Below are 23,022 nucleotides of genomic sequence, written 5' to 3'. Positions count from 1 at the left end.
ATTTAGTTAACAGGAAATTAATAAGAAATCCAAATGAGTGGGTCACAAATTCAAAATTAACAAATGAGTCGCCACCCCTAATGATACCGGCACGGTTAACGGGAGGGATGACTATGGCAGGACTGGATAAGCGCGTCAGCAGCTATGCGCAGGCGCTGGATGGGCTGACGGACGGCATGACCTTGCTGGCGGGCGGCTTCGGGCTGTGCGGTATTCCTGAGAACCTGATTGCAGAGGTTCGACGCCGTCAGGTGAAAGATCTGACGGTCGTGTCAAACAACTGCGGCGTGGATGGTTTCGGTCTGGGGATACTGCTCGAAACGCGCCAGGTTCGCAAAGTGGTGGCGTCTTACGTCGGCGAGAACGCGCTGTTTGAGCAGCAGGTACTGAGCGGGGAACTGGCAATCGAACTTACTCCGCAGGGGACACTGGCAGAAAAGGTCCGCGCGGGCGGGGCCGGTATTCCGGCGTTTTATACGGCCACCGGTTATGGCACCCCCGTGGCAGCGGGCAAAGATGTGCGCCAGTTTGGCGGTAAAAATTACATTCTTGAAGAGGCCATTACCGGTGATTTCGCGCTGGTTAAGGGATGGAAAGCGGACTGGTACGGCAACGTTATCTATCGCCATACCGCGCAAAATTTTAATCCACTGATGGCAACGGCGGGCCGAATCACGGTTGTGGAGGTGGAAGAGATTGTTCCGCCGGGTGAACTGCCTCCGTCGGCTATTCATACGCCGGGAATTTACGTCGACAGGCTGATTGTCGGCCAGTTTGAAAAACGCATTGAACAGCGCACGCTGCGCGCGCAAGGAGTCTGACGATGTTAACCCGAGAACAGATGGCGATGCGCGTCGCCCGCGAACTGCGCGACGGGTATTACGTCAACCTGGGGATCGGCATCCCTACGCTGGTGGCGAATTATATTCCCCCGGAAATGGACGTGATGCTGCAGTCGGAAAACGGTCTGCTCGGAATGGGGGCTTTTCCCGATGAGCAGAGCCTTGATGCCGACATGATCAACGCCGGTAAACAGACGGTCACTGCGCGGACCGGCGCGGCCATTTTCGACTCGGCCCAGTCGTTTGCCATGATCCGCGGCGGCCATGTGGATCTGACCGTGCTGGGCGCATTTGAAGTCGATGTCGAGGGCAACATTGCCTCGTGGATGATCCCCGGAAAGATGGTGAAAGGGATGGGTGGCGCGATGGATCTCGTTGCCGGGGCGCAGAACATCATTGTGGTGATGACCCACGCTGCAAAAAACGGTGACTCCAAACTGCTGCCGCGCTGCACGCTGCCGCTCACCGGTGTGGGCTGCATCCGTCGGGTCCTGACCGATCTCGCGTTGCTGGAGATAGCGGACGGCGCGTTCATCCTGCGGGAGTACGCCCCGGGTGTCGGTATCGACGAGATTGTCCGTAAAACGGCCGGAAAAATCATTGTGGCGGACGACGTTCGCGAGATGCGCTTCAACTGAGGACTCAACATGAAAAAGGTCATGATTGTCGGGGCAACGCGAACCCCCATTGGCAGTTTTCGCGGATCGCTCTCGCCCCTTTCAGCCGTTGAGCTGGGTGCCGTCACGGTACAGCGTCTGCTGGAGAGCAGCGGCCTTCACCCAGAGCAAATAGACGAACTGGTTTTCGGTCAGGTGCTGACGGCCGGGAGCGGGCAAAACCCCGCCCGCCAGACGGCCATCACTGCCGGATTACCCGTCAGCACCCCGGCGACAACGGTCAATCTGGTGTGCGGCGCGGGGTTGAAAGCGGTACAGCTCGCCGCCCAGGCAATCCGCTGCGGTGACGCAGACGTGGTTATCGCTGGCGGCCAGGAGAGCATGAGTAACGCCCCGTATCTGCTGGATGGCGCACGTTCAGGGCTGCGTTTTGGGCATACGGGCCTGCTGGACAGCATGATCACCGACGGCCTGTGGGACGCCTTCAACGATTACCACATGGGCATCACTGCGGAAAACGTCGCCCGTGAGTACGGCATTTCCCGCGAGCAACAGGATGCCTTCGCCCTCCGGTCACAGCAAAAGGCGGCGTCCGCCATTGAGACTGGTCGGTTTGACGCCGAGATAGCGCCAGTGACGGTGAAACAGGGCAAACGTGCGCCACAGATTGTCCGCCATGATGAACAGCCACGCCCGGAAACCACCGCCGGGCAGCTTGCACAGCTTCGCCCCGCATTTTTGCATGACGAGGGCACGGTCACGGCCGGGAACGCCTCCACCCTTAACGATGGGGCCGCCGCGGTACTGCTGATGAGCGAGGAAAAGGCGCGGGAAAGCGGGTTACCTGTTCTTGGCCACATTGTGAGTTACGCCGTGACGGGCGTTGATCCGTCGATGATGGGCATCGGCCCGGTCAGCGCCTGCCGGACGGCGCTGGCGCGGGCGGGCTGGACGCTCGACGACGTCGATCTCATTGAAGCCAACGAAGCCTTTGCCGCACAGGCACTGGCGGTGTGCAAAGAGCTTGGCTGGGATGAACAGAACGTCAACGTTAACGGTGGCGCCATCGCCCTGGGCCATCCGATTGGCGCATCCGGCTGTCGCATCCTGGTGACCCTGCTCCATGAAATGCAGCGCCGGGAGGCAACAAAGGGACTTGCCACCCTGTGCGTTGGCGGCGGACAAGGCATTGCCCTGACCGTTGAGCGTTAAACCTCTCGTTGGTACCCGAATAATAATTAAAGTGAGGAGTCGTAATGAGTGTGTTAATAGCCCTGGCGGCGCTGGGATTACTGATGCTGGCGGCCTACCGCGGATACAGCGTGATTTTGTTTGCGCCGATTGCGGCGCTTGGTGCCGTGCTGCTGACCGATCCGGGTGCCGTCGGCCCGACGTTTACTGGCCTGTTTATGGAAAAGATGGTCGGCTTCGTTAAGCTCTATTTCCCGGTGTTCCTGCTGGGGGCGGTGTTTGGCAAGCTGATTGAGCTTTCCGGTTTTTCACGCTCCATCGTTGCCGCCGCGATCCAGATCCTCGGTCGTCGGCACGCTATCCCCGTGATAGTCCTGGTGTGTGCGCTGTTAACCTACGGCGGCGTGTCGCTGTTCGTGGTGGCATTTGCGGTGTACCCGTTTGCCGCCGAACTGTTCCGCCAGAGCGGCATCCCTAAACGGTTAATCCCCGCTACCGTGGCGCTGGGGGCGTTCTCGTTTACCATGGACGCCCTGCCCGGCACGCCGCAAATCCAGAACATTATTCCCACCAGCTTCTTTGGCACTAACGCCTGGGCGGCCCCGTGGCTGGGTCTTATCGGCTCTCTGTTTATTATCTTCTTTGGCCTGCTCTGGCTGGAGCGGCAGCGGCGTAAGGCGATCAATAACAATGAAGGTTATGGCACGGACCTGAAAAACGAACCTGAAACGCCGGACAATATTCATCTCCCGCATCCGCTGATTGCTCTCTCCCCGCTGCTGGTCGTGGGCATATTGAACCTGCTGTTTACCCGCTGGATCCCCGGCTGGTATGGTACGAGTCATGAGCTTACCCTGCCAGGACTAGCGAAACCGATTGTGACCGAGGTGAGCAAGATCACCGCCATCTGGGCCGTGGAGGCGGCGCTGCTCTCCGGTATTGTGCTGGTGTTGATTTTTGGTTTTCGCAATATCCGGGGACGTCTGGCAGAAGGCAGCCGAACGGCGGTGAGCGGCGCCATCCTCGCGGCGATGAATACCGCCTCGGAATACGGTTTCGGCGCGGTTATCGCCGCCCTGCCCGGTTTTCTGGTGTTATCTAAAGCGCTGTCTGCCATCCCGAACCCGTTGCTGAACGAAGCCATCAGCGTGACCGTTCTCGCCGGGATCACCGGCTCAGCGTCCGGCGGAATGAGTATTGCCCTTGCGGCCATGGCGGACACCTTTGTTGCTGCCGCCCACGCGGCCAATATCCCGCTTGAGGTGTTGCACCGCGTGGCGTCAATGGCAAGCGGCGGGATGGATACGCTTCCCCATAACGGGGCGGTGATTACCTTGCTGGCCATCACCGGCCTGAGCCATCGTCAGGCCTACGGCGGCATTTTCGCTATCACTATCATTAAAAGCCTGGCAGTGCTTTTTGTCATTGCCGTGTTCTATCTGACCGGCATTGTGTAAGGAGAGAAAAATGAATCTCAACGGTAAAATCGCCCTGGTGACCGGCTCGACAAGCGGCATTGGCCTGGGGATCGCTCGCGTGCTGGCGAAATCAGGGGCGCAGTTGATTCTCAACGGTTTCGGTGACAGCGAATCAGCGCGAGAAGAAATTGCACAACTGGGCAAAAAGCCGGGCTACCACGATGCCGACCTGCGTGACGTGTTGCAGATTGAAGCCATGATGCGCTACGCCAAATCGCAGTTTGGCGGCGTGGATATTCTTGTTAACAATGCCGGGATACAGCATGTGGCTCCGGTGGAGACCTTCCCGGTGGAGAAATGGAACGACATTATCGCCATTAACCTTTCTGCGGTGTTTCACACCAGCCGGCTGGCGTTGCCCGCCATGCGTGAACAAAACTGGGGACGCATCATTAATATCGCCTCCGTTCACGGGCTGGTTGCGTCGAAAGAGAAGTCCGCCTACGTTGCCGCCAAGCATGGCGTGGTGGGTTTTACCAAATCTCTGGCGCTGGAAACCGCACGCACCGGCGTGACCGCCAATGCCCTCTGCCCGGGGTGGGTGCTGACCCCGCTGGTACAACAGCAAATCGATAAGCGCATCGCGGATGGCGTCCCGCCGGAACTGGCGCGGGACCAGCTTCTCGGGGAAAAGCAGCCTTCAGGTGAATTTGTCACCCCGGAGCAGTTGGGCGAACTGGCGCTGTTTTTATGCAGCGACAGCGCCGTTAACGTTCGCGGCGCCGCGTGGAATATGGATGGCGGCTGGGTGGCACAGTGAGTTTCTGGCCGGGTAAGGCGAAGCCGCTACCCGGCCAGAAATGTTTAGCTTGAGCAACTCACTTCCAGCCGTTTGCCCCAGTCTGGCGGGCGGCTGACATAGTCATCATCCCGGTCGACAAACGGCGTGCGCAACGCCTGGTGCAGACGGTGCAACTCGTCATACTCTCCCTGCTCTGCCTGTTCAATCGCCCGCTGCGCCAGCCAGTTGCGCAACACCATCGCGGGATTCATCGCGTTCATCTGCGTCTGACGGGCGGCGTCATCGACCTGTTCCTGCTGCAAGCGGGAGCGGTAACGTGCAAACCAGTCGTCAAAGGCCTGCCTGTCAATAAACTCGTCGCGCAGCGGCGATGCAGCACTGTGCTGCTCCGTCTGGCCCAGCATCCGGAAAGTGCGGGTATAATCACTCCCCTCACGCGCCATCAGTGCAAACAGATCGTTCAGGATCTCGTTATCCCCTTTCTCCTGGGTCATCAGCCCCAGCTTGTTGCGCATCAGCGTGCCATATTCCCGCAGCAAAACGTCCTGATAGCTGTCGAGTGCATCATTCAGGGCATCGACATCCATAAACGGCGACAATGTTTGCGCAAACCGCTGCAGGTTCCATAGCCCAACCGCTGGCTGGTTGTCAAAACTGTAACGTCCCTGATAGTCAGAGTGGTTGCAGATATACCCCGGCTGATAATCATCCAGAAAACCAAACGGCCCATAATCAAAGGTCAGCCCGAGGAGCGACATGTTGTCAGTGTTCATTACCCCATGCGCAAAGCCCACCGTTTGCCAGCGAGCAATCATCCTGGCGGTACGGGCGACCACGTCCCGGAACCAGAGAACGTATTTATCAGCCTCATCCTGCAAATGCGCCCAATGGCGGCGAATAGCGTAGTCCGCGAGCTGACGAACCTTGTCCGTCTCACGACGATAGTAAAAGTGCTCAAAATGGCCAAAGCGCAGATGGCTTTGTGCGATACGCATCAGCATCGCCCCTTTTTCTACCGTTTCGCGCATAACCGGCGTGTCGCTGGTGACAATCGACAGCGCGCGCGTGGTGGGGATCCCCAGAGCATGCATGGCTTCAGATGCCAGGCATTCACGTATTGTTGAACGTAATACTGCGCGGCCATCACCCATCCGAGAATAAGGGGTAAGACCTGCGCCTTTCAGATGCCAGTCAACCGTCTCTCCGTTGGAAAGCTGTTGTTCGCCCAGCAGGATCCCCCTGCCGTCGCCCAGCTGTCCCGCCCAGACGCCAAACTGGTGTCCGCTATAGACCTGGGCAAGGGGTTGCATACCGGGCAGAAGCGTTTCGCCTCCCCAGACGCCCGCGCCCCCGGAAGGCTTAAACATCTCAGGCGGAACGGCCAGTTCATCGGCCAGCCGGTCGTTGTGCCAGATAAGACGTGAATTGTGTAACGGTGTGGGTTTGAGTGCGGTGTAAAAGCCAGGCAACTCGTCATGCCAGTGAGCAGTAAAAGACAGGGTCATAAGTCCTCCTGCTTTTAGTGTAGAGGGTTTGCCCGAACTTAAACACGGGCGAAAGACAGGGTTATCGCTACTGAACCAGCGTCGTGACGTGCTCCGCCGGGACAGCGGGCCACAGCGTGCCCTGCATGGCGCCAAAATTGAAGGACAAGACGCGTTGCAGCAGACCGTGGTCGTCAATACCTGAGACGATCACCGACTGGCAGTGCGGCGTTATTTGCCAGAGGATAGCGCGCATAAAAGGTTCGAAAGAGAGCTCTGAAGCCCGCTGCTGGATGAAACCTTTATCGAGAATGACCCGTTTAAATAATCCATCATAGACAGCTTTGAGCGATGCCGCGCCTGCACCAAAGTTTGCGAGGACCAGGGGGAAATGGATCGCCATTCTCGCCAGTTGCAGATCATCCTTTCCGTTATTTAAACCTGGATAATTCTCATTAACAGTAAACTCAAGAAAAGGATACCGCTCAAGAATTGAAACAGCATTCCCATTACTTAATAAAAATTCAACAATAGCCGGGGTAATATTTATCCATGCAATTAACTGATGCTGAATAAAAAACAGTTTACAGGTATCAAGCAATTGCAGTTTTTCGTTAAACAGCGCTAACTCTTCTGCCGCTGAAAGCCGGGGGATAACGAGCTCAGTGGGGATCCTCACATCGGTGCCGACGCCAGTAAAGTTAACCAGAACTTCTAAACCTTTAAGCTCGCCAGCACTATTACGTGCAGGCAAAAGCATCAGTTCAGACTGGTATGCATTATCTAGCGTAATCATCATTGCACTCGCCCCGCATTAAAGATGAGAGAGGACATCCTGGAGCAATTGCCGACACAATTCCACTGTCTTGATTTTAATAAGTTTAATTTCATTAGTTCCGTATTAATTTTCAGATTTATCCCTGAATCTAAAATAATCTTATCCTGGTTACAGAGTAATAGCCAGTTTTAGATAAAACAGACACATAAGGATGACGCTAATTTTAGGTAAATTTAACTTTAATCAGCTTATTCAAGAAAAACCGGCATGATTTAATAGTTACCCTGCCGGCAGTGAGACGTGTTCGGGCAGATTAAATACGTCGTGCCTGCCAGAAATTTTTACGCCAGTAAACATTATCCAGAGAAGAGCGCATCACACCCCGGCTTGTTGAGGCATGAATAAACTGGTTGTCCGTGTCATAAATGCCGACATGCAGGCCACTTTCTCCCGAACCGGTTTTGAAAAAGACCAGGTCTCCCGGCAGCAGATCGTCTTTATCAATTTCAGTCCCAATTTCAGCCTGCTTACGCGTTTCGCGCGGAAGCTGTAAATCAAACTTGTCACGAAACGTCATCAGCACAAAACCAGAGCAGTCCACTCCGCCGCGACTCATACCGCCGTAGCGATAAGGCGTCCCGCGCCAGTTGCTCAGCTGGTCGTTCAGACTGGCAATGACGGTGATAGAATCTGAAAGCCGCGGATTAGGCGGCGGTGCACGATGGCTGCTGCATCCCGCAAGAAAGAGTGCCGCCACCAGGATAAACCAGAATCGCATTTTCAGACGAATCCTCTGCTTTTATTGTTCTTTCGGTAATTTAGCGCGCAAGTGTGTTAACAGGCAAGAAACGGTTACTCCTGCCCCGTAGAAATCAGCATCTTATGTCCCTCGATATCCAGCCTGCGGAACGACATGTTATAGGCACGTGCCAGATGTGGCGGCGTAAGAACCTGGTCCCGCGCGCCGCTGGCAATCATCCTGCCGCGCGACAGTAGCCACACCCGATGGGCATGGCGCAACGTATGGTTAAGGTCGTGGCTGCTCATCACCACGGCAATACCTTTCCGGCTCAACGCGCTTAACAGCGAATCCAGCGCCGCCTGCTGGGCGACATCCAGACCACTCATGGGTTCGTCCAGGAGCAACATCCGCCCGTGAGGGTTGCCTGCGGGGTGGATCTGCAGAATGACCGCCGCCAGACGCACTCGCTGCCATTCACCGCCGGAAAGCTGGCTGGCATGGCGGGGCAGTTTATCTTCCAGTCCTAACGCCGCCGCCACCTCCGTAAGCAGTGCCGTATTCTGTTTGTCGTGCAAATGCAGCATCAGATAATGCCAGACCGGCATCGCAAACGGCGGCACCTGCTGCTGCACCAGATAGCTGCGCCGGTGGGCCAGCGAGCCGGGAGACCAGTCAGCAAGAGGATGTTCCAGCAGTGTGATCTGCCCGGGCCCGGTGGTCAGCCCTGCCATCCGCGCCAGCAGCGTGCTTTTTCCCGCGCCGTTTGGCCCAACCAGATGCAGGATTTCCCCCGCATTGATAGCGCCGGTCATCGGCTCCAGACGCCCCTTCTCGGCGACGTCCGTGAGCTGCATCAGCAGTGACATTATTTTGCCAGCGCCAGCTTGATCGATTCCATGACAATCGGATCCTCAGGCGTCATATCCGGCGAGAAGCGCTGAACGACCTGGCCGTCGCGACCGATCAGGAATTTTTCGAAGTTCCACAGAATATCGTCCGGATAGAGCGGCGCGCGGCCTTTGCTGGCCATACGCTCGTAAAAACCACTGCCCTCAGGCGCAACGGCCTTCGGCGCGGCAGCAATCAGCTTCGCGTATAGCGGATGGCGATCTTCGCCGTTAACATCAATTTTGCTGAACATCGGGAACGTTACGCCATAGGTGGTGCTGCAGAAGGTTTTGATCTCTTCTTCGCTGCCCGGCTCCTGGCCCAGGAACTGGTTGCACGGGAAGCCCAGCACGGTGAAACCATCTTTCTCCCAGGCTTTCTGAATGTTCTCCAGCTGTTCGTACTGTGGCGTCAGGCCGCATTTGGACGCCACGTTGACGATAAGCAACACGTTGCCTTTGTAGCTTTCCAGCGTGGTTTTCTCGCCATCAATGGTCGTCACTTCGGTATTCAGGATATCAGTCTGCATAGCATTCCCTCAGGTTGTCTTACGGGTCGTTTTTTAACGTCCGGATTTTAATAGTAGCCAGATAAAGACTGGCGCGCCCAGCGTGGCGGTTACCACACCAATCGGTAACTCCGCGCCTGTCAGGGCAAGACGAGCGATGATATCAGCCACCAGCAGCGTGACGGCTCCGGCCACGGCCGAAGCCGGAAGCAAGGTTCGATGGTCCGTGAAGCCACACAGACGCAGCATATGCGGGATAACCAGCCCGATAAAACCAATCGCTCCCGCCAGCGCCACGCTCACGCCCACCAGCCAACCGATGGCAATGACCAGCACGTTACGCCAGAACGCCATCGGCATGCCAAGCTGACGGGCTGAGATCTCCCCCAGCGCGAGCATGTTCAGCGGCTGCGCCTGCAGGGCTGCCCATACAATCCCAGGCACCAGAAGTGCCATCAGCCAGCCCTGATGCCAGTCAACGCCACCAAAGCCGCCCATCATCCAGTACATCAGCTGACGCAAGTCAAAGGAGGTCGAGAAGTAAACCGCCCAGGTCATTAGCGCGCTGCAGATGATCCCCAGCGCAACCCCGGCAAGCAGCAGGCGGCTGGTCGACAAGTGCCGTCTGGCAAAGCGAAGCAGGATGATGGTGATCAGTAATGCGCCGAAAATGGCACTGAGGCTAATACTCCATCCGGAGAGTTCTCCTCCGCCCAGCATTACCGCCGCAATCAGCCCAACGCCTGCACCGTTCGACACCCCGAGCAGCCCGGGTTCCGCCAGCGGGTTTTCAAACAGCGCCTGCATAACGGTACCTGACAGCGCCAGTGCAGCACCGACCAGCATCACCGCCACGGTGCGAGGCAGACGAATTTGCCAGACGAAGAGTTGCCCGTCAGGCCCCAGCCAGCGTTCGGGCCCAATCCAGCTGTCGCCCGCGCAGAGGCTGATACCCGCGGCGACAATCAGCAACAGCGCCAGCAATAGCAGGCGACGTCGGTCGGAACGGTGTTGGCGATGAGCATAATCAAGCATGAGCGTGGTTTTATTAGCGTGTGATGTCTTTGATTTTACGGTCGGTTTGCCAGAGAGCGCAAAGAAAAAAGGCCGCGTGGGCGGCCTTTTTGGTTAGTTCATATTACTCTGCTTTGGGCGTTGCGTTTTCGACACGGCTTTTTAACTTCTGGCCGGGTCTGAAGGTCACCACGCGGCGGGCTGTAATGGGAATATCTTCCCCCGTCTTCGGGTTACGGCCCGGACGTTGGTTTTTGTCTCGCAAATCAAAATTGCCAAAACCGGAGAGTTTTACCTGCTCACCATTTTCCAGAGCACGACGGATCTCTTCGAAAAACAGCTCTACCAGCTCTTTGGCATCCCGTTTGCTAAGCCCAAGCTTATCAAACAGATATTCTGACATTTCAGCTTTTGTAAGCGCCATAGGTTCAATCCCTCAATGATGCCTGGAATCGCTCTTTTAATGCCTCTACACATTTGGCGACGGTAGCGGCAATCTCCTCTTCTTCGAGTGTACGGCTGGTATCCTGAAGGATAAGGCTGATAGCGAGGCTCTTGAAACCTTCTGCTACGCCCTTGCCGCGGTACACGTCAAATAAGTTTACGCCAACTACCTGATTTACGCCAACTTTCTTACATTCGGCCAAAATATCTGCTGCGGGAACGTTTTCCGCGACCACAACCGCGATATCACGGCGGTTCGCCGGGAAGCGGGAGACGTCCTGCGCCTGAGGAATGACGCGGTCTGCAACCGGGCTCCACTCCAGCTCAAACACGATGGTACGGCCGTTCAGGTCCAGCTTACGCTCCAGCTCAGGATGAACAACACCAATGAAACCAATGCGTTTGCCGTCTAAATAGATCGCCGCACTCTGGCCCGGATGCAGGGCTGGAATCGCTTCTGCACGGAATTCAATTTCAGATAATTTACCGGTCAGATCCAGAATGGCTTCCAGATCGCCTTTCATATCGTAGAAATCAACCGTACCTTTTGCCAGGTCCCAGTGCTCTTCATAACGGTTGCCACTGATAGCACCAGCCAGCATGAGATCCTGACGGATGCCTAAATTTGCCTGATTATCCGGTACAAAGCGCAAACCGCTTTCGAAAATTCGCACGCGGTTTTGCTGGCGATTCTGGTTGTAAACGATAGTGCCCAGCAGCCCGGTCCACAGGGACAGACGCATTGCGGACATTTCGCTGGAGATTGGGCTTGGCAGGATCAACGCCTCCTCGCCCGGGTGGATCTGTTGCTGCAGCTTAGGGTCAACAAAGCTGTAGGTGATCACTTCCTGGTAGCCTTTGTCGTTAAGCATGGTTTTCACACGCTTCAGGGACAGGTCGGCTTCACGATGGGTACCCATCTCCAGACCGGCCTGAACGGGCTCGTCCGGGATGTTGTTGTAGCCGTATACGCGGGCCACTTCTTCCACCAGATCTTCTTCGATTTCCATGTCAAAACGCCAGGATGGCGCAACGGCTTTCCACTCGTCCTGACCTTCGGTCACTTCACAGCCCAGACGCGTCAGAATGTCGGTCACCTGGGCATCGGCAACATGATGACCAATCAGGCGATCGAGCTTGCTGCGGCGCAGGGTAATGGTTGCGCGTTTCGGCAGCGTCGCTTCGTGAGTAACATCGATAACCGGACCGGCTTCACCGCCGCAGATGTCGATCAGCAGGCGAGTCGCTCGCTCCATCGCTTTGTACTGCAGCGCAGGGTCAACGCCACGCTCGTAGCGGTGAGACGCATCGGTGTGCAGGCCATGACGGCGTGCGCGACCGGTGATAGAGAGCGGGCTGAAGAAGGCGCATTCCAGCAGGACGTTTTGCGTTTCGTCATTTACCCCAGAGTGTTCGCCACCGAAGATACCGCCCATCGCCAGCGCTTTGCTGTGGTCAGCAATCACCAGCGTATCCGCGTTCAGCTTCGCTTCGGTGCCGTCAAGCAGAACCAGGGTTTCGCCCTCTTTTGCCATACGGACAACAATACCGCCTTCGATACGATCTTTATCGAACGCATGCATTGGCTGACCCAGTTCCAGCAGAACGTAGTTGGTGACGTCAACCACCGCGTCGATAGAGCGAATGCCGCAGCGGCGCAGCTTCTCTTTCATCCACAGTGGTGTTGGCGCTTTCACGTTGATGCCTTTTACCACGCGGCCGAGGTAGCGTGGGCAAGCATCCGCGGCGTCAACCTGAATAGGCAGTACGTCACTGATGGTCGCTTCTACCGGTACGATCTCCGGCGCGTTCAGTTCGGTCTGGTTCAGCACGGCCACGTCGCGCGCCACGCCGATGATACCTAAGCAATCAGCGCGATTTGGCGTAACGCTGATCTCGATGGTGTTGTCATCAAGCTTCAGGTATTCGCGGATATCGGTGCCAATTGGCGCATCCAGCGGCAGCTCAATGATGCCGTTGTGATCGTCGGAAATACCCAGCTCGGAAAAGGAGCACAGCATGCCTTCAGACGGCTCACCGCGCAGTTTAGCCGCTTTAATTTTGAAATCACCCGGCAGTACCGCACCCACGGTTGCCACGGCGACTTTCAGGCCCTGACGGCAGTTTGGCGCACCGCAAACGATGTCCAGCAGGCGGTCGCCGCCGACATTCACTTTTGTCACGCGCAGTTTGTCGGCGTTCGGATGCTGGCCGCACTCGACCACTTCACCGACCACGACGCCGGTGAAGGCACCGGAAACCGGCTCAACGCCGTCAACTTCCAGGCCCGCCATGGTGATCTGGTCAGACAGCGCGTCGCTGTCCAGCGTGGTATTGACCCATTCGCGTAACCACAGTTCACTGAATTTCATTGTTCTGTCCTGCCCTTATTTAAACTGTTTGAGGAAACGCAGATCGTTTTCGAAGAATGCACGTAAATCGGTCACACCGTAACGCAGCATGGTCAGACGCTCCATGCCCATACCGAAGGCAAAGCCGGAGTACACTTCCGGATCGATACCGACGTTGCGCAGTACATTTGGATGCACCATGCCGCAACCCAGCACTTCCAGCCATTTGCCGTTTTTGCCCATCACGTCAACTTCCGCAGACGGTTCAGTGAACGGGAAGTAGGATGGACGGAAACGAACCTGCAGGTCTTCCTCAAAGAAGTTGTTCAGGAAATCGTGCAGCGTGCCCTTCAGGTTGGTGAAGCTGATGTTTTTATCAACAATCAGACCTTCCATCTGGTGGAACATTGGGGTATGGGTCTGATCGTAATCGTTACGATAAACGCGACCCGGCGCGATGATGCGGATTGGCGGTTCCTGATCCTTCATGGTACGGATCTGTACGCCAGAGGTCTGGGTACGCAGCAGACGCGTGGCGTCAAACCAGAAAGTGTCGTGGTCAGCGCGTGCCGGATGATGGCCAGGAATATTCAGGGCATCGAAGTTGTGATAATCATCTTCAATTTCCGGGCCAGTCGCCACGGTAAAGCCGAGCTCACCGAAGAAACTTTCAATGCGATCGATGGTACGGGTAACCGGATGCAGCCCCCCGTTTTCGATACGGCGACCCGGCAGAGAAACGTCGATCGTCTCTGCGGCCAGGCGCGCATTCAGCACCGCGCTTTCCAGCTCGGCTTTACGTGCGTTCAGTGCCTGCTGCACCTGCTCTTTAGCTTCGTTAATCACCGCACCCGCTGCCGGGCGTTCTTCTGGCGGCAGTTCACGCAGGGTTGTCATTTGAAGGGTCAGGTGCCCTTTCTTCCCAAGATATTCGACGCGGACATTGTCTAACGCGGCAACATCTGAGGCCTGATTAATGGCGGCTGTTGCACTGGCAACCAGCTCTGCGAGATGTGACATGATTTTCCTCATTATGTCGGTGCAGACACCGATTTGGTGGAGTTATTCTCTCAAATTCAGATACAAAAAAAGCCTCCATCGGGAGGCTTATCTGGCGCTGTTTTTCGTTTCATCTTTCACGCGCTAGCCTCCTGGAGTCAGGTGCTAAAGTAAAAGAAGAAGCGGAAAATAGCAGCATTCATGCTTGCGTTACCTTGTTGGGTAAAAACCGTTGAGAACTTATTGAAAAGCCTGCACGGATAAATGTCAATCTTCTGATGGTGTTAAATGAAAAGAGGAGGCAAAGCCCCCTCTCTCAACTGGCTTATGCCAGTGCTGCTTTCGCTTTTTCGACCAGAGCGGTGAACGCTACTTTGTCGAATACTGCGATGTCAGCCAGGATCTTACGGTCGATTTCAACAGAGGCTTTTTTCAGGCCATTGATGAATTTGCTGTAAGAAATACCGTTCTGACGTGCTGCTGCGTTGATACGCGCAATCCACAGTTGACGGAACTGACGCTTACGCTGACGACGGTCACGGTAAGCGTACTGACCTGCTTTGATAACAGCCTGGAAGGCAACGCGGTATACGCGTGAACGCGCACCGTAGTAGCCTTTAGCTTGTTTCAAAATTTTCTTGTGACGTGCACGTGCAATTACACCACGTTTTACGCGAGCCATGTGTGCTCTCCTGTATCTATTCTAAGTTAAAAAAGTTAAACGTTAACGACTTATGCGTACGGCAGGCACGCGATTACCAGGCCCAGATCGCCTTTAGAAACCATGGCTTTTGGACGCAGGTGACGTTTACGCTTGGTAGCTTTCTTAGTCAGAATGTGACGCAGGTTAGCGTGCTTGTGCTTAAAACCACCTTTACCGGTTTTTTTGAAGCGCTTAGCAGCACCGCGTACGGTCTTAATTTTTGGCATTTTAATAACTTCCACTTCGCATTGTTAAATAAACGAAACATAGGCGAACAAAACCTATGAAACCCGAAGGCTCCACAGATTTTGCTGCTTGAAGGCCTTACTGTTTCTTCTTAGGAGCGAGCACCATGATCATCTGGCGGCCTTCGATCTTCGTAGGGAAGGATTCGACTACTGCCAGTTCACTCAGATCTTCACGGACGCGGTTAAGCACTTCCATACCGATCTGTTGGTGGGCCATTTCACGACCGCGGAAACGCAGTGTGATCTTGGCCTTATCGCCATCTTCCAGAAAGCGAATCAGGCTGCGGAGTTTTACCTGATAATCGCCATCGTCGGTACCAGGACGGAATTTGATTTCCTTAACCTGGATAACTTTTTGCTTCTTCTTCTGTTCCTTAGAAGACTTACTCTTTTCATAAAGGAACTTGCCGTAGTCCATGATACGACAAACTGGCGGTTCGGCGTTAGGGCTGATTTCAACTAAATCTACTCCAGCTTCTTCAGCCTTTTCGATTGCTTCTCTCAGACTCACAATCCCCAGCTGCTCGCCTTCCAGACCTGTTAAGCGAACTTCCTGGGCGCGAATCTCGCCATTGATACGATTCGGACGTGCCGTTTGAACTCGTTTTCCGCCTTTAATACCTTATTCCTCCAGTTGTTGAAGACTGCGGCTGCGAATCTCTTGTTGCAGCTTCTCAATCACTTCACTTACGTCCAGGCTGCCCAGGTCTTTACCACGGCGGGTGCGAACGGCAACTTTGCCTGCTTCCACCTCTTTATCACCACAGACCAACATATACGGGACACGACGTAAAGTGTGCTCGCGGATTTTAAAGCCAATCTTCTCATTTCTCAAGTCTGCTTTTACGCGAATGCCCGCATTTTGTAGTTTCTGCGTCAATTCTTTAACGTAATCTGCCTGAGAATCGGTAATGTTCATCACCACTACCTGCACTGGCGCAAGCCAGGTTGGGAAGAAGCCCGCGAACTCTTCGGTCAGGATGCCGATGAAGCGCTCCAGTGAACCGAGGATTGCACGGTGAATCATAACCGGTACCTGACGTTCGTTGTCTTCGCCAACATAAGAGGCGCTTAAACGCTGCGGCAGGGAGAAGTCCAGCTGTACAGTACCGCACTGCCAAGCTCTGTCGAGACAGTCATACAGGGTAAATTCAATTTTCGGACCGTAGAATGCACCCTCGCCCAGCTGGTATTCGAACGGAATACCGTTCTCTTCCAGCGCCACGGCGAGATCCGCTTCTGCGCGATCCCATGTCTCATCGCTACCGATACGTTTTTCCGGACGCGTTGAGAGTTTGACCACGATCTTCTCGAAGCCAAAGGTGCTGTACATATCGTAGACCATACGAATACAGGCGTTAACTTCATCACGAACCTGATCTTCAGTACAGAAGATATGCGCATCATCCTGAGTAAAGCCACGAACACGCATCAGACCGTGCAGCGCACCTGATGGCTCGTTGCGGTGGCAGCTACCGAACTCCGCCATACGCAGCGGCAGGTCACGGTAGGATTTCAGACCCTGGTTGAAGATCTGAACGTGGCCCGGGCAGTTCATTGGCTTAATGCAGTATTCACGGTTCTCGGATGAGGTGGTGAACATCGCATCTTTGTAGTTGTCCCAGTGGCCGGTTTTTTCCCACAGCACACGGTCCATCATGAACGGGCCTTTTACTTCCTGGTACTGGTACTCTTTCAGCTTGGAGCGTACGAACGTTTCCAGTTCACGGAAGATGGTCCAGCCGTCGTTATGCCAGAATACCATACCCGGCGCTTCTTCCTGCATGTGATACAGGTCAAGCTGTTTACCGATTTTACGGTGGTCACGCTTCGCCGCTTCTTCCAGGCGCTGCAGATAGGCGTTCAGGGCTTTTTTATCGGCCCATGCGGTACCATAAATACGCTGCAACATTTTGTTGTTGCTGTCGCCACGCCAGTAGGCGCCTGCGATCTTCATCAGTTTAAAGTGATGACAGAAACGCATATTCGGCACGTGCGGTCCACGGCACATGTCGATGTATTCTTCGTGATGGTACAAGCCGGGCTTGTCATCATGAGAGATGTTCTCGTCAAGAATAGAGACTTTATAGCTCTCGCCACGCTTGACGAAGGTTTCACGCGCTTCGTGCCAGCTGACTTTCTTCTTGATAACGTCATAGTTCGTTTCGGCGAGCTCGTGCATACGTTTTTCGAGCGCGTCGATATCTTCCTGGGTCAGGGTGTGGTCAAGGTCAACGTCATAGTAGAAACCGTTGTCGATAACCGGACCAATCGCCATTTTGGTGTTTGGCCACAGCTGCTTGATAGCATGACCTAACAGGTGCGCACAGGAGTGACGAATGATCTCCAGACCTTCTTCGTCTTTCGCGGTGATGATTGCAAGCGTCGCATCGTTTTCAATCAGATCGGACGCATCAACCAGCTCACCGTTCACACGGCCGGCGATGGTCGCTTTCGCGAGGCCAGGACCGATATCCAGGGCAACATCCATTGGGCTAACAGCGCGGTCGAAATGGCGTTGGCTGCCATCAGGAAGAGTAATTACAGGCATTTTATATCCTTATTTGCAGTGATGCCCCACACATAAGAGCATATACAAAGAAAATAATCGTGATTAAACAGTAGATTACGAAACATCTGACCAACAATCGTCAAATTGGTTCGTTATCCTGCACCTGCCGAATTCAGATAAATGCGGGTTTACGGCAAGGGACTTAATGTTAACACTAACAGCAAGGGGATTGCACCCTCTGCTGCCACAATGAAGGACTGGCATGTTGCAGATAGTTGCAGATTGCGTCTCTCTGGCACTCGCATTTCGCCGATGCTGAGCTAACTTTGAACAGGCCTTTAAAATCCACAGGTGCTTACCATGAACGTATCCAGTAGAACGGTAGTGATATTAAATATCCTGTCAGCAACCGGTTTATTGTTGATTCTCGCCGATCGATTCCACTGGTTCTGAGCTGAACCCCATACCGGCATAACCCGATTGCTTCCGGGAAGGGGCATATTTCGGCCCCGTTTGATAGACTATGCGTATCAACGGACAAGGATTAGGTTATGCCAACAAAACGATTTGCCGTAAAACACTGGAAAATGGTGCTGGTGCTGATTGCCATCTGCGGCGCGATGCTGCTACTTCGTTGGGCGGCAATGATTTGGGGTTAGAGAATCAGAAGGGACGTCTGGCAGAAATGAGAAACGGGCCGATATTTTCGGCCCGCCATGATTACATTCTATAACCCAGTGAAACGGTGGTTCTGCGATCGGTATGTTCAGGCGCGCTTGCTGGTGGTGAAGAGTTCCAGGTCACGTTGTAGGCCACTTTCAAACCGAAGTGTTCATTGATAGCCACGTTCAGGGCACTTTCAGAGTTCAGCGTTGTATCCTCGGCACCAAACACAGACACACCCTGAGTGAATTTGGTGTTATCGGTCATCTGCCATGCGTAGGTACCTGACGCATAACCCAGCGGCTGGGTTTCATCTTCGCCGTTGGTGTACTCGTCGTAGCGAACACCAGGACCGAATTCAAAACGGAAGCTGTGTACAGGCCCATTCAGGAACTGACGACCATAACCCGTCGTGAATACATCACGCTGGCGATAGCCATTATAACGGTCGGTTAACCAGCTTGCCTGACCGAATATGTAGTCATAGTCGGTCATGTTGTAACGGCTACGTCCACCTGCCGCATATTTCTCGGAAGAGCGTTCATCGTTAGCGGACGTGTTGCTGGCATTCCCCCACAGCGACCATGCTGTGGTATTACCGTACCAGGTCAGGGTGCTGTCCGCCGTCAGAGAAGAGCTTTTTGTGTTACCTGATTGCGCGAGATACCCGGCATTCAGATTACCTTCGAAGGGTTTTTTGGCAGTGGAGGGATCGTCCATGACAGTAAAAACGGTGTCATCGGCGGTTGCATTCAGTGATGCAAATACGCCACCCGCCAGCATCAGTGCTGCGGGTACTGTCTTCAAAAGCTTCATTTTATTTAAGGAGTCCGTACAACAAAAAAAGAGACCACCACGGTCTCGGAAACTTTCTTGAGGATCAATGACAAGGCGTCCAGAGAAAGGTAACAAATTATAAAAAGGCGCAAATAACATAGCAATATTTTCTTATTTCATTTTTTGAATAAGAACGATCCCAAAGCGCGTTTTATTTTATATATCTTTTATCGCGATTGTTTCAGCATTCATTTTTAAAATCATACTGTTATTTACATTGCCTTCCTGTCGATCGGTGCCAGGCTTAAAAGAACCCATACTAAAAGGAGGTTATGATGGCTTCTATTTATACGCTGACGCTCTCCCCTTCCCTCGACTCCGCGACTATCACCCCGCACATTTACCCTGAAGGTAAACTACGCTGTAGCGCCCCTGTGTTTGAGCCGGGCGGCGGCGGCATTAACGTGGCGCGCGCCATTACCCATCTTGGCGGTAAAGCCACCGCCATATTCCCTGCCGGGGGTGCCACGGGGGAACATCTGGTCTCTTTGCTGGCGGATGAACAGGTTACCGTAGACACCGTAGCGGCCCAGGACTGGACCCGGCAGAATCTGCATGTCCACGTCGAATCCAGCGGGGAACAGTATCGTTTCGTGATGCCGGGCGCCAGACTGAGCGATGATGAGTTTCGTCAACTTGAAGAGAAGGTACTGACCATTGAAAGCGGCTCACTGCTGGTTATCAGCGGTAGTCTACCGCCAGGCGTCAAAACGGAAAAGCTGACGGCGCTGGTTAAGGCAGTGCTTCAGCGTGGTATCCGCTGCATCGTCGACAGCTCAGGTGAAGCCCTGCAGGCAGCGTTAGTCCCCGGGCAGCTTGAACTCGTTAAACCTAACCAGAAAGAGCTTAGCGCGCTGGTGAATCGCGAACTTAACCAGCCTGATGACGTGCGCACCGCCGCAGAAGAACTGGTTCGCAGCGGCAAAGCGCACCGCGTGGTCGTCTCTCTCGGTCCTCAGGGGGCGCTGGCTGTCGACAAGACGGGCTTTGTGCAGGTTGTGCCGCCGCCCATGAAAAGCCAGAGTACCGTGGGTGCGGGCGACAGCATGGTCGGCGCGATGGCGCTAAAACTGGCGCAGGGTGCTTCTCTTCTGGAAATGACGCGTTATGGCGTCGCGGCGGGGAGTGCCGCCACCATTAATCAGGGGACGCGGCTGTGTTCGCTTGCCGATACGCAAAAAATCGTCGATTACCTTTCAAAAGACTGACCTCTATTCCCCTTCCCAATCGAAGGGGAATTTACCTTAAAGTCGCCAAATATGGCATATCGACTATGCTAAAAAAACTTTCAGAATAACAACGAGGTGAATTATGAGCAGTGGTGATATCACCCGCTATGTCGCAACCATCAATCTTCGTGAAGCGTCACTGACCGAGCTGAACGAGCTCAATAACGCCTTTACTCGCGCGAATTTTCTGCTCACGCTGACGGACGATGACGGCCATATTCATGATTTAGGCACGCTGACATTTGGTTTGATCGCGGCCCTGAGTGAAGAAGACGTTCACGCCCTGGCCGCCAGTCTGGTGGAAAGTGTGACCGACAAGCCCGCCGACATCACCGTGGAAACGTGGGAAAGCTGGCACAAAAAAGAACAATAAGTGCGCTGCATGAATTTAAACCGCTCAGGTGTGCGTTAGTTCGTATTTTTTTACCGCAATTATGCGCTAACTTTATGATCTGGCAGACAACATGGGAGAGTCAACATGTGGCAGGCTATCAGTCATCTTTTAAGTGAGCAACTGGGTGAAGGTGAAATTGAACTGCGTAACGAACTGCCAGGCGGAGAGATCCACGCCGCGTGGCATTTACGCTACGCAGGACGCGATCTTTTCGTGAAGTGTGATGAGCGAGAACTGCTCCCGATATTCACCGCTGAAGCCGACCAGCTGGAACTGTTGTCTCGTAGTAAAACGGTGACAGTACCGCAGGTGCTGGCTCTGGGCAGCGACCGGGACTACAGTTTCCTGGTCATGGACTATCTCCCTCCCCGCCCGCTGGATGCCCATAACGCCTTCATTCTTGGACAACAGCTCGCGCGCCTGCACCAGTGGAGCGACCAGCCCCAGTTTGGGCTCGATTTTGACAACGACCTTTCCACTACCCCACAGCCCAACGCCTGGCAGCGTCGGTGGTCGACGTTTTTTGCCGAACAGCGCATCGGATGGCAGCTTGAACTGGCCGCCGAAAAAGGGCTGGAATTTGGCAATATTGATGCCATCGTTGAGCATGTACAACAGCGCCTGGCCTCCCATCAGCCGCAGGCATCTCTACTGCACGGCGATTTATGGTCCGACAACTGCGCGCTGGGTCCCAACGGCCCCTATATCTTCGACCCGGCCTGCTACTGGGGTGACAGAGAGTGCGATCTGGCCATGCTGCCCCTGCATCCAGAGCAGCCCCCGCAAATATATGATGGCTATCAGTCAGTCTCCCCTCTGCCGTCCGATTTTCTCGAGCGCCAACCGGTGTATCAGCTTTATACGCTGATGAACCGCGCTATCCTTTTTGGCGGGCAGCATCTGGTCAACGCCCAGCGTGCGCTTGAACGCGTACTTGCGGCATAGGGACAAATCGGGTGGCCGTGCCGCCACCCTCATCTGTCAGAGAAAACCCAGCAGAGAGAAGAAGAAGTATCCCGCCACAATGATGATAATGGGGAGAATATAGAGCGGGAAAATTTGCAGGAAAATGGTGTGACGCGGTACCACAATGCGGGATTCAATCTGCTCCCGGCTCATTCCTTCCGGGCCTTTCGCCTGTTCCAGAATTAACTGATCCTCAACGCCTTCGCGCAGAAAACGGGTCTGGCGACTCATTCGCGCACCGGATGCCTGTAACGCCATGGCAATAAAAATCAACGCATAGATGACCCAGAATCCAATATTAAGCTGCTGGTGAAAATCCGGCGTTGGCGAGTTGAACCAGAAGACATTCAGGAACGGGGTGTTGAACCGCATCATCTCAATCATGACATGCGCAAAATCAAGCATGACGGCATTAATGCCTGGCTGTTTTTCGCTGTGATCGTACATAAATTTGAGCACAGAAATCAGCGTAGAGATGACGGCGGGAATAAAAATCACCCAGCCAGCAATACGTTTTAAGACAGCAATGCGTCCAGCTTGTTGATACGTCATCAGTTCCTCTTCATAAAGACGCGTTATTTGTGGCTAAGTCTACCTGCTGGACAGCATTTTCGCCCGATCTTTGAAAGCAATATGCTAAATTGCTAAGTGTGCTTAGCACTTATCGTCTGTCGAACACCCTGGATAAGGAGACGTTGTGATGTCGACACCGCGCCAGATACTTGCCGCTATTTTTGACATGGATGGATTACTGATTGATTCCGAGCCGTTGTGGGATCGCGCCGAGCTGGACGTGATGGCCAGCCTGGGCGTTGATATCAGCCGCCGTAATGAACTTCCCGACACGCTGGGCCTGCGCATTGATATGGTCGTAGACCTCTGGTACGCCCACCAGCCGTGGAGTGGCCCAGATCGCGACGAAGTCACCGCGCGCATTATCAGCCGCGCCATCGCGCTGGTGGAGGAGAACAAGCCGCTATTGCCTGGCGTGCGTGAAGCGGTCGCGTTGTGTAAGGCTCAGGGGCTGAAGGTGGGCCTGGCCTCCGCTTCACCGCTGCATATGCTGGAAAAAGTGCTCATTATGTTTGAGCTGCGCGACAGTTTTGACGCCCTGGCGTCAGCTGAAAAGTTGCCCTACAGCAAACCGCATCCGCAGGTCTATATGGACTGTGCCGCTAAGCTGGGTCTTGATCCGCTTACCTGTGTCGCGCTGGAAGATTCCGTTAACGGCATGATCGCGTCCAAAGCCGCACGTATGCGCTCCATTGTGGTTCCGGCAGAAGAAGGCCGCCACGATCCCCGTTTTGCCCTTGCCGATGTGAAGCTTAATTCGCTGACAGAACTCACGGCGCATCACCTTAAGGGCGGCTAACAACATGCTCCATTTGTGAC

27 protein-coding genes and 1 other annotated feature are annotated in these 23,022 nt (G+C 54.4%); of the genes, 11 read left to right on the top strand and 16 right to left on the bottom strand.

The window, feature by feature from the left end:
* The first annotated feature begins 113 nt into the window (after positions 1 to 113).
* Genes AAER43_RS09555 through AAER43_RS09535 form a run of 5 tightly spaced genes read left to right on the top strand, consistent with a single transcriptional unit; the run spans position 114 to position 4,888 of the window.
* Complete coding sequence (locus AAER43_RS09555; protein WP_014883501.1) at positions 114 to 821, top strand: CoA transferase subunit A; 708 nt, start codon at positions 114 to 116, stop codon at positions 819 to 821.
* A gap of 2 nt (positions 822 to 823) precedes the next feature.
* Positions 824 to 1,480 carry a 3-oxoacid CoA-transferase subunit B gene (locus AAER43_RS09550; RefSeq protein ID WP_014883500.1) on the top strand — a complete coding sequence of 219 codons (657 nt, stop codon included), beginning with the start codon at positions 824 to 826 and terminating at the stop codon, positions 1,478 to 1,480.
* Between the two features lie 9 nt (positions 1,481 to 1,489).
* Positions 1,490 to 2,671: an acetyl-CoA C-acetyltransferase gene (locus AAER43_RS09545; RefSeq protein WP_050861856.1), complete on the top strand. Its 1,182-nt coding sequence runs from the start codon at positions 1,490 to 1,492 to the stop codon at positions 2,669 to 2,671.
* 44 nt (positions 2,672 to 2,715) lie between these two features.
* Entirely contained in the window at positions 2,716 to 4,107 is a 1,392-nt protein-coding gene (locus tag AAER43_RS09540; RefSeq protein WP_045135064.1) for a GntP family permease, read from the top strand.
* A gap of 10 nt (positions 4,108 to 4,117) precedes the next feature.
* Positions 4,118 to 4,888, top strand: a complete 771-nt coding sequence (locus AAER43_RS09535; RefSeq protein WP_050861857.1) for a 3-hydroxybutyrate dehydrogenase — start codon at positions 4,118 to 4,120, stop codon at positions 4,886 to 4,888.
* 44 nt (positions 4,889 to 4,932) lie between these two features.
* On the opposite strand, the gene selO is transcribed toward AAER43_RS09535, so the two are convergent.
* The 14 genes from selO to thrS form a co-directional block, all read right to left on the bottom strand.
* Positions 4,933 to 6,375, bottom strand: coding sequence for a protein adenylyltransferase SelO (gene selO / locus AAER43_RS09530; protein ID WP_050861858.1), 1,443 nt, complete (start codon positions 6,373 to 6,375; stop codon positions 4,933 to 4,935).
* A gap of 67 nt (positions 6,376 to 6,442) precedes the next feature.
* The gene (locus AAER43_RS09525; protein WP_014883496.1) at positions 6,443 to 7,153 is read right to left on the bottom strand and encodes an EAL domain-containing protein; all 711 of its coding nucleotides are present in this window, start codon (positions 7,151 to 7,153) and stop codon (positions 6,443 to 6,445) included.
* A gap of 292 nt (positions 7,154 to 7,445) precedes the next feature.
* On the bottom strand, positions 7,446 to 7,910 hold the full coding sequence (locus AAER43_RS09520; RefSeq protein ID WP_014883495.1) for an NlpC/P60 family protein: 465 nt from the start codon (positions 7,908 to 7,910) through the stop codon (positions 7,446 to 7,448).
* Between the two features lie 74 nt (positions 7,911 to 7,984).
* On the bottom strand, positions 7,985 to 8,740 hold the full coding sequence (gene btuD, locus AAER43_RS09515; protein WP_023332773.1) for a vitamin B12 ABC transporter ATP-binding protein BtuD: 756 nt from the start codon (positions 8,738 to 8,740) through the stop codon (positions 7,985 to 7,987).
* Complete coding sequence (locus tag AAER43_RS09510; protein ID WP_014883493.1) at positions 8,740 to 9,291, bottom strand: glutathione peroxidase; 552 nt, start codon at positions 9,289 to 9,291, stop codon at positions 8,740 to 8,742. Before AAER43_RS09510 ends, btuD begins: the two co-directional genes overlap by 1 nt.
* Before the next feature lie 33 nt (positions 9,292 to 9,324).
* Positions 9,325 to 10,305 carry a vitamin B12 ABC transporter permease BtuC gene (gene btuC, locus AAER43_RS09505; RefSeq protein ID WP_050861859.1) on the bottom strand — a complete coding sequence of 327 codons (981 nt, stop codon included), beginning with the start codon at positions 10,303 to 10,305 and terminating at the stop codon, positions 9,325 to 9,327.
* Between the two features lie 103 nt (positions 10,306 to 10,408).
* Entirely contained in the window at positions 10,409 to 10,708 is a 300-nt protein-coding gene (ihfA, locus tag AAER43_RS09500) for an integration host factor subunit alpha (protein WP_003857805.1), read from the bottom strand.
* A 4-nt stretch (positions 10,709 to 10,712) separates the two neighbouring features.
* Complete coding sequence (gene pheT, locus AAER43_RS09495; RefSeq protein ID WP_050861860.1) at positions 10,713 to 13,100, bottom strand: phenylalanine--tRNA ligase subunit beta; 2,388 nt, start codon at positions 13,098 to 13,100, stop codon at positions 10,713 to 10,715.
* Positions 13,101 to 13,115: 15 nt separating this feature from the next.
* On the bottom strand, positions 13,116 to 14,099 hold the full coding sequence (gene pheS, locus AAER43_RS09490) for a phenylalanine--tRNA ligase subunit alpha (RefSeq protein ID WP_010426091.1): 984 nt from the start codon (positions 14,097 to 14,099) through the stop codon (positions 13,116 to 13,118).
* A 62-nt stretch (positions 14,100 to 14,161) separates the two neighbouring features.
* Positions 14,162 to 14,286, bottom strand: a sequence feature (Phe leader region).
* On the bottom strand, positions 14,237 to 14,281 hold the full coding sequence (gene pheM / locus AAER43_RS09485; protein WP_001386830.1) for a pheST operon leader peptide PheM: 45 nt from the start codon (positions 14,279 to 14,281) through the stop codon (positions 14,237 to 14,239). Its footprint overlaps the feature before it by 45 nt.
* A gap of 117 nt (positions 14,287 to 14,403) precedes the next feature.
* Complete coding sequence (rplT, locus tag AAER43_RS09480) at positions 14,404 to 14,760, bottom strand: 50S ribosomal protein L20 (RefSeq protein WP_000124850.1); 357 nt, start codon at positions 14,758 to 14,760, stop codon at positions 14,404 to 14,406.
* Between the two features lie 50 nt (positions 14,761 to 14,810).
* Positions 14,811 to 15,008 (bottom strand): 50S ribosomal protein L35, encoded by a 198-nt coding sequence (gene rpmI, locus AAER43_RS09475; protein ID WP_001124225.1) that lies wholly within the window; start codon positions 15,006 to 15,008, stop codon positions 14,811 to 14,813.
* 97 nt (positions 15,009 to 15,105) lie between these two features.
* Positions 15,106 to 15,648 (bottom strand): translation initiation factor IF-3, encoded by a 543-nt coding sequence (infC, locus tag AAER43_RS09470; protein WP_059287945.1) that lies wholly within the window; start codon positions 15,646 to 15,648, stop codon positions 15,106 to 15,108.
* Between the two features lie 3 nt (positions 15,649 to 15,651).
* Entirely contained in the window at positions 15,652 to 17,580 is a 1,929-nt protein-coding gene (thrS, locus tag AAER43_RS09465) for a threonine--tRNA ligase (RefSeq protein WP_014883490.1), read from the bottom strand.
* A 321-nt stretch (positions 17,581 to 17,901) separates the two neighbouring features.
* On the opposite strand from thrS, the gene yncL reads away from it, so the two are divergent.
* Positions 17,902 to 17,994 carry a stress response membrane protein YncL gene (gene yncL, locus AAER43_RS09460; RefSeq protein WP_071819746.1) on the top strand — a complete coding sequence of 31 codons (93 nt, stop codon included), beginning with the start codon at positions 17,902 to 17,904 and terminating at the stop codon, positions 17,992 to 17,994.
* 98 nt (positions 17,995 to 18,092) lie between these two features.
* A complete protein-coding gene (gene yniD, locus AAER43_RS09455; RefSeq protein WP_008500658.1) occupies positions 18,093 to 18,200 on the top strand; it encodes a small membrane protein YniD in 108 nt (35 codons plus the stop codon).
* A gap of 61 nt (positions 18,201 to 18,261) precedes the next feature.
* Here yniD and AAER43_RS09450 read toward each other — a convergent pair whose 3' ends face one another.
* The gene (locus AAER43_RS09450) at positions 18,262 to 19,020 is read right to left on the bottom strand and encodes a YdiY family protein (protein WP_014883489.1); all 759 of its coding nucleotides are present in this window, start codon (positions 19,018 to 19,020) and stop codon (positions 18,262 to 18,264) included.
* 296 nt (positions 19,021 to 19,316) lie between these two features.
* On the opposite strand from AAER43_RS09450, the gene pfkB reads away from it, so the two are divergent.
* From pfkB to AAER43_RS09435, 3 genes are all read left to right on the top strand, one after another.
* Positions 19,317 to 20,249 carry a 6-phosphofructokinase II gene (pfkB, locus tag AAER43_RS09445; protein WP_050863155.1) on the top strand — a complete coding sequence of 311 codons (933 nt, stop codon included), beginning with the start codon at positions 19,317 to 19,319 and terminating at the stop codon, positions 20,247 to 20,249.
* A 103-nt stretch (positions 20,250 to 20,352) separates the two neighbouring features.
* Entirely contained in the window at positions 20,353 to 20,643 is a 291-nt protein-coding gene (gene ghoS / locus AAER43_RS09440; RefSeq protein WP_014883487.1) for a type V toxin-antitoxin system endoribonuclease antitoxin GhoS, read from the top strand.
* Between the two features lie 105 nt (positions 20,644 to 20,748).
* Positions 20,749 to 21,609 carry a fructosamine kinase family protein gene (locus AAER43_RS09435; protein ID WP_014883486.1) on the top strand — a complete coding sequence of 287 codons (861 nt, stop codon included), beginning with the start codon at positions 20,749 to 20,751 and terminating at the stop codon, positions 21,607 to 21,609.
* Between the two features lie 36 nt (positions 21,610 to 21,645).
* Here the strand turns inward: AAER43_RS09435 and AAER43_RS09430 are convergent, their stop codons facing one another.
* Positions 21,646 to 22,182, bottom strand: coding sequence for a YniB family protein (locus tag AAER43_RS09430; protein ID WP_023332771.1), 537 nt, complete (start codon positions 22,180 to 22,182; stop codon positions 21,646 to 21,648).
* A gap of 148 nt (positions 22,183 to 22,330) precedes the next feature.
* Between AAER43_RS09430 and hxpB the strand changes: the two genes are divergently transcribed.
* A complete protein-coding gene (gene hxpB, locus AAER43_RS09425; RefSeq protein ID WP_023332770.1) occupies positions 22,331 to 23,002 on the top strand; it encodes a hexitol phosphatase HxpB in 672 nt (223 codons plus the stop codon).
* The last annotated feature ends 20 nt before the right edge of the window (positions 23,003 to 23,022 follow it).

It is taken from the genome of Enterobacter sp. FUJ80071, from assembly GCF_038739915.1.
In the GTDB taxonomy this organism is placed as follows: Bacteria; Pseudomonadota; Gammaproteobacteria; order Enterobacterales; family Enterobacteriaceae; genus Enterobacter; species Enterobacter kobei.
This window is presented reverse-complemented; position numbering and strand designations above follow the sequence as displayed.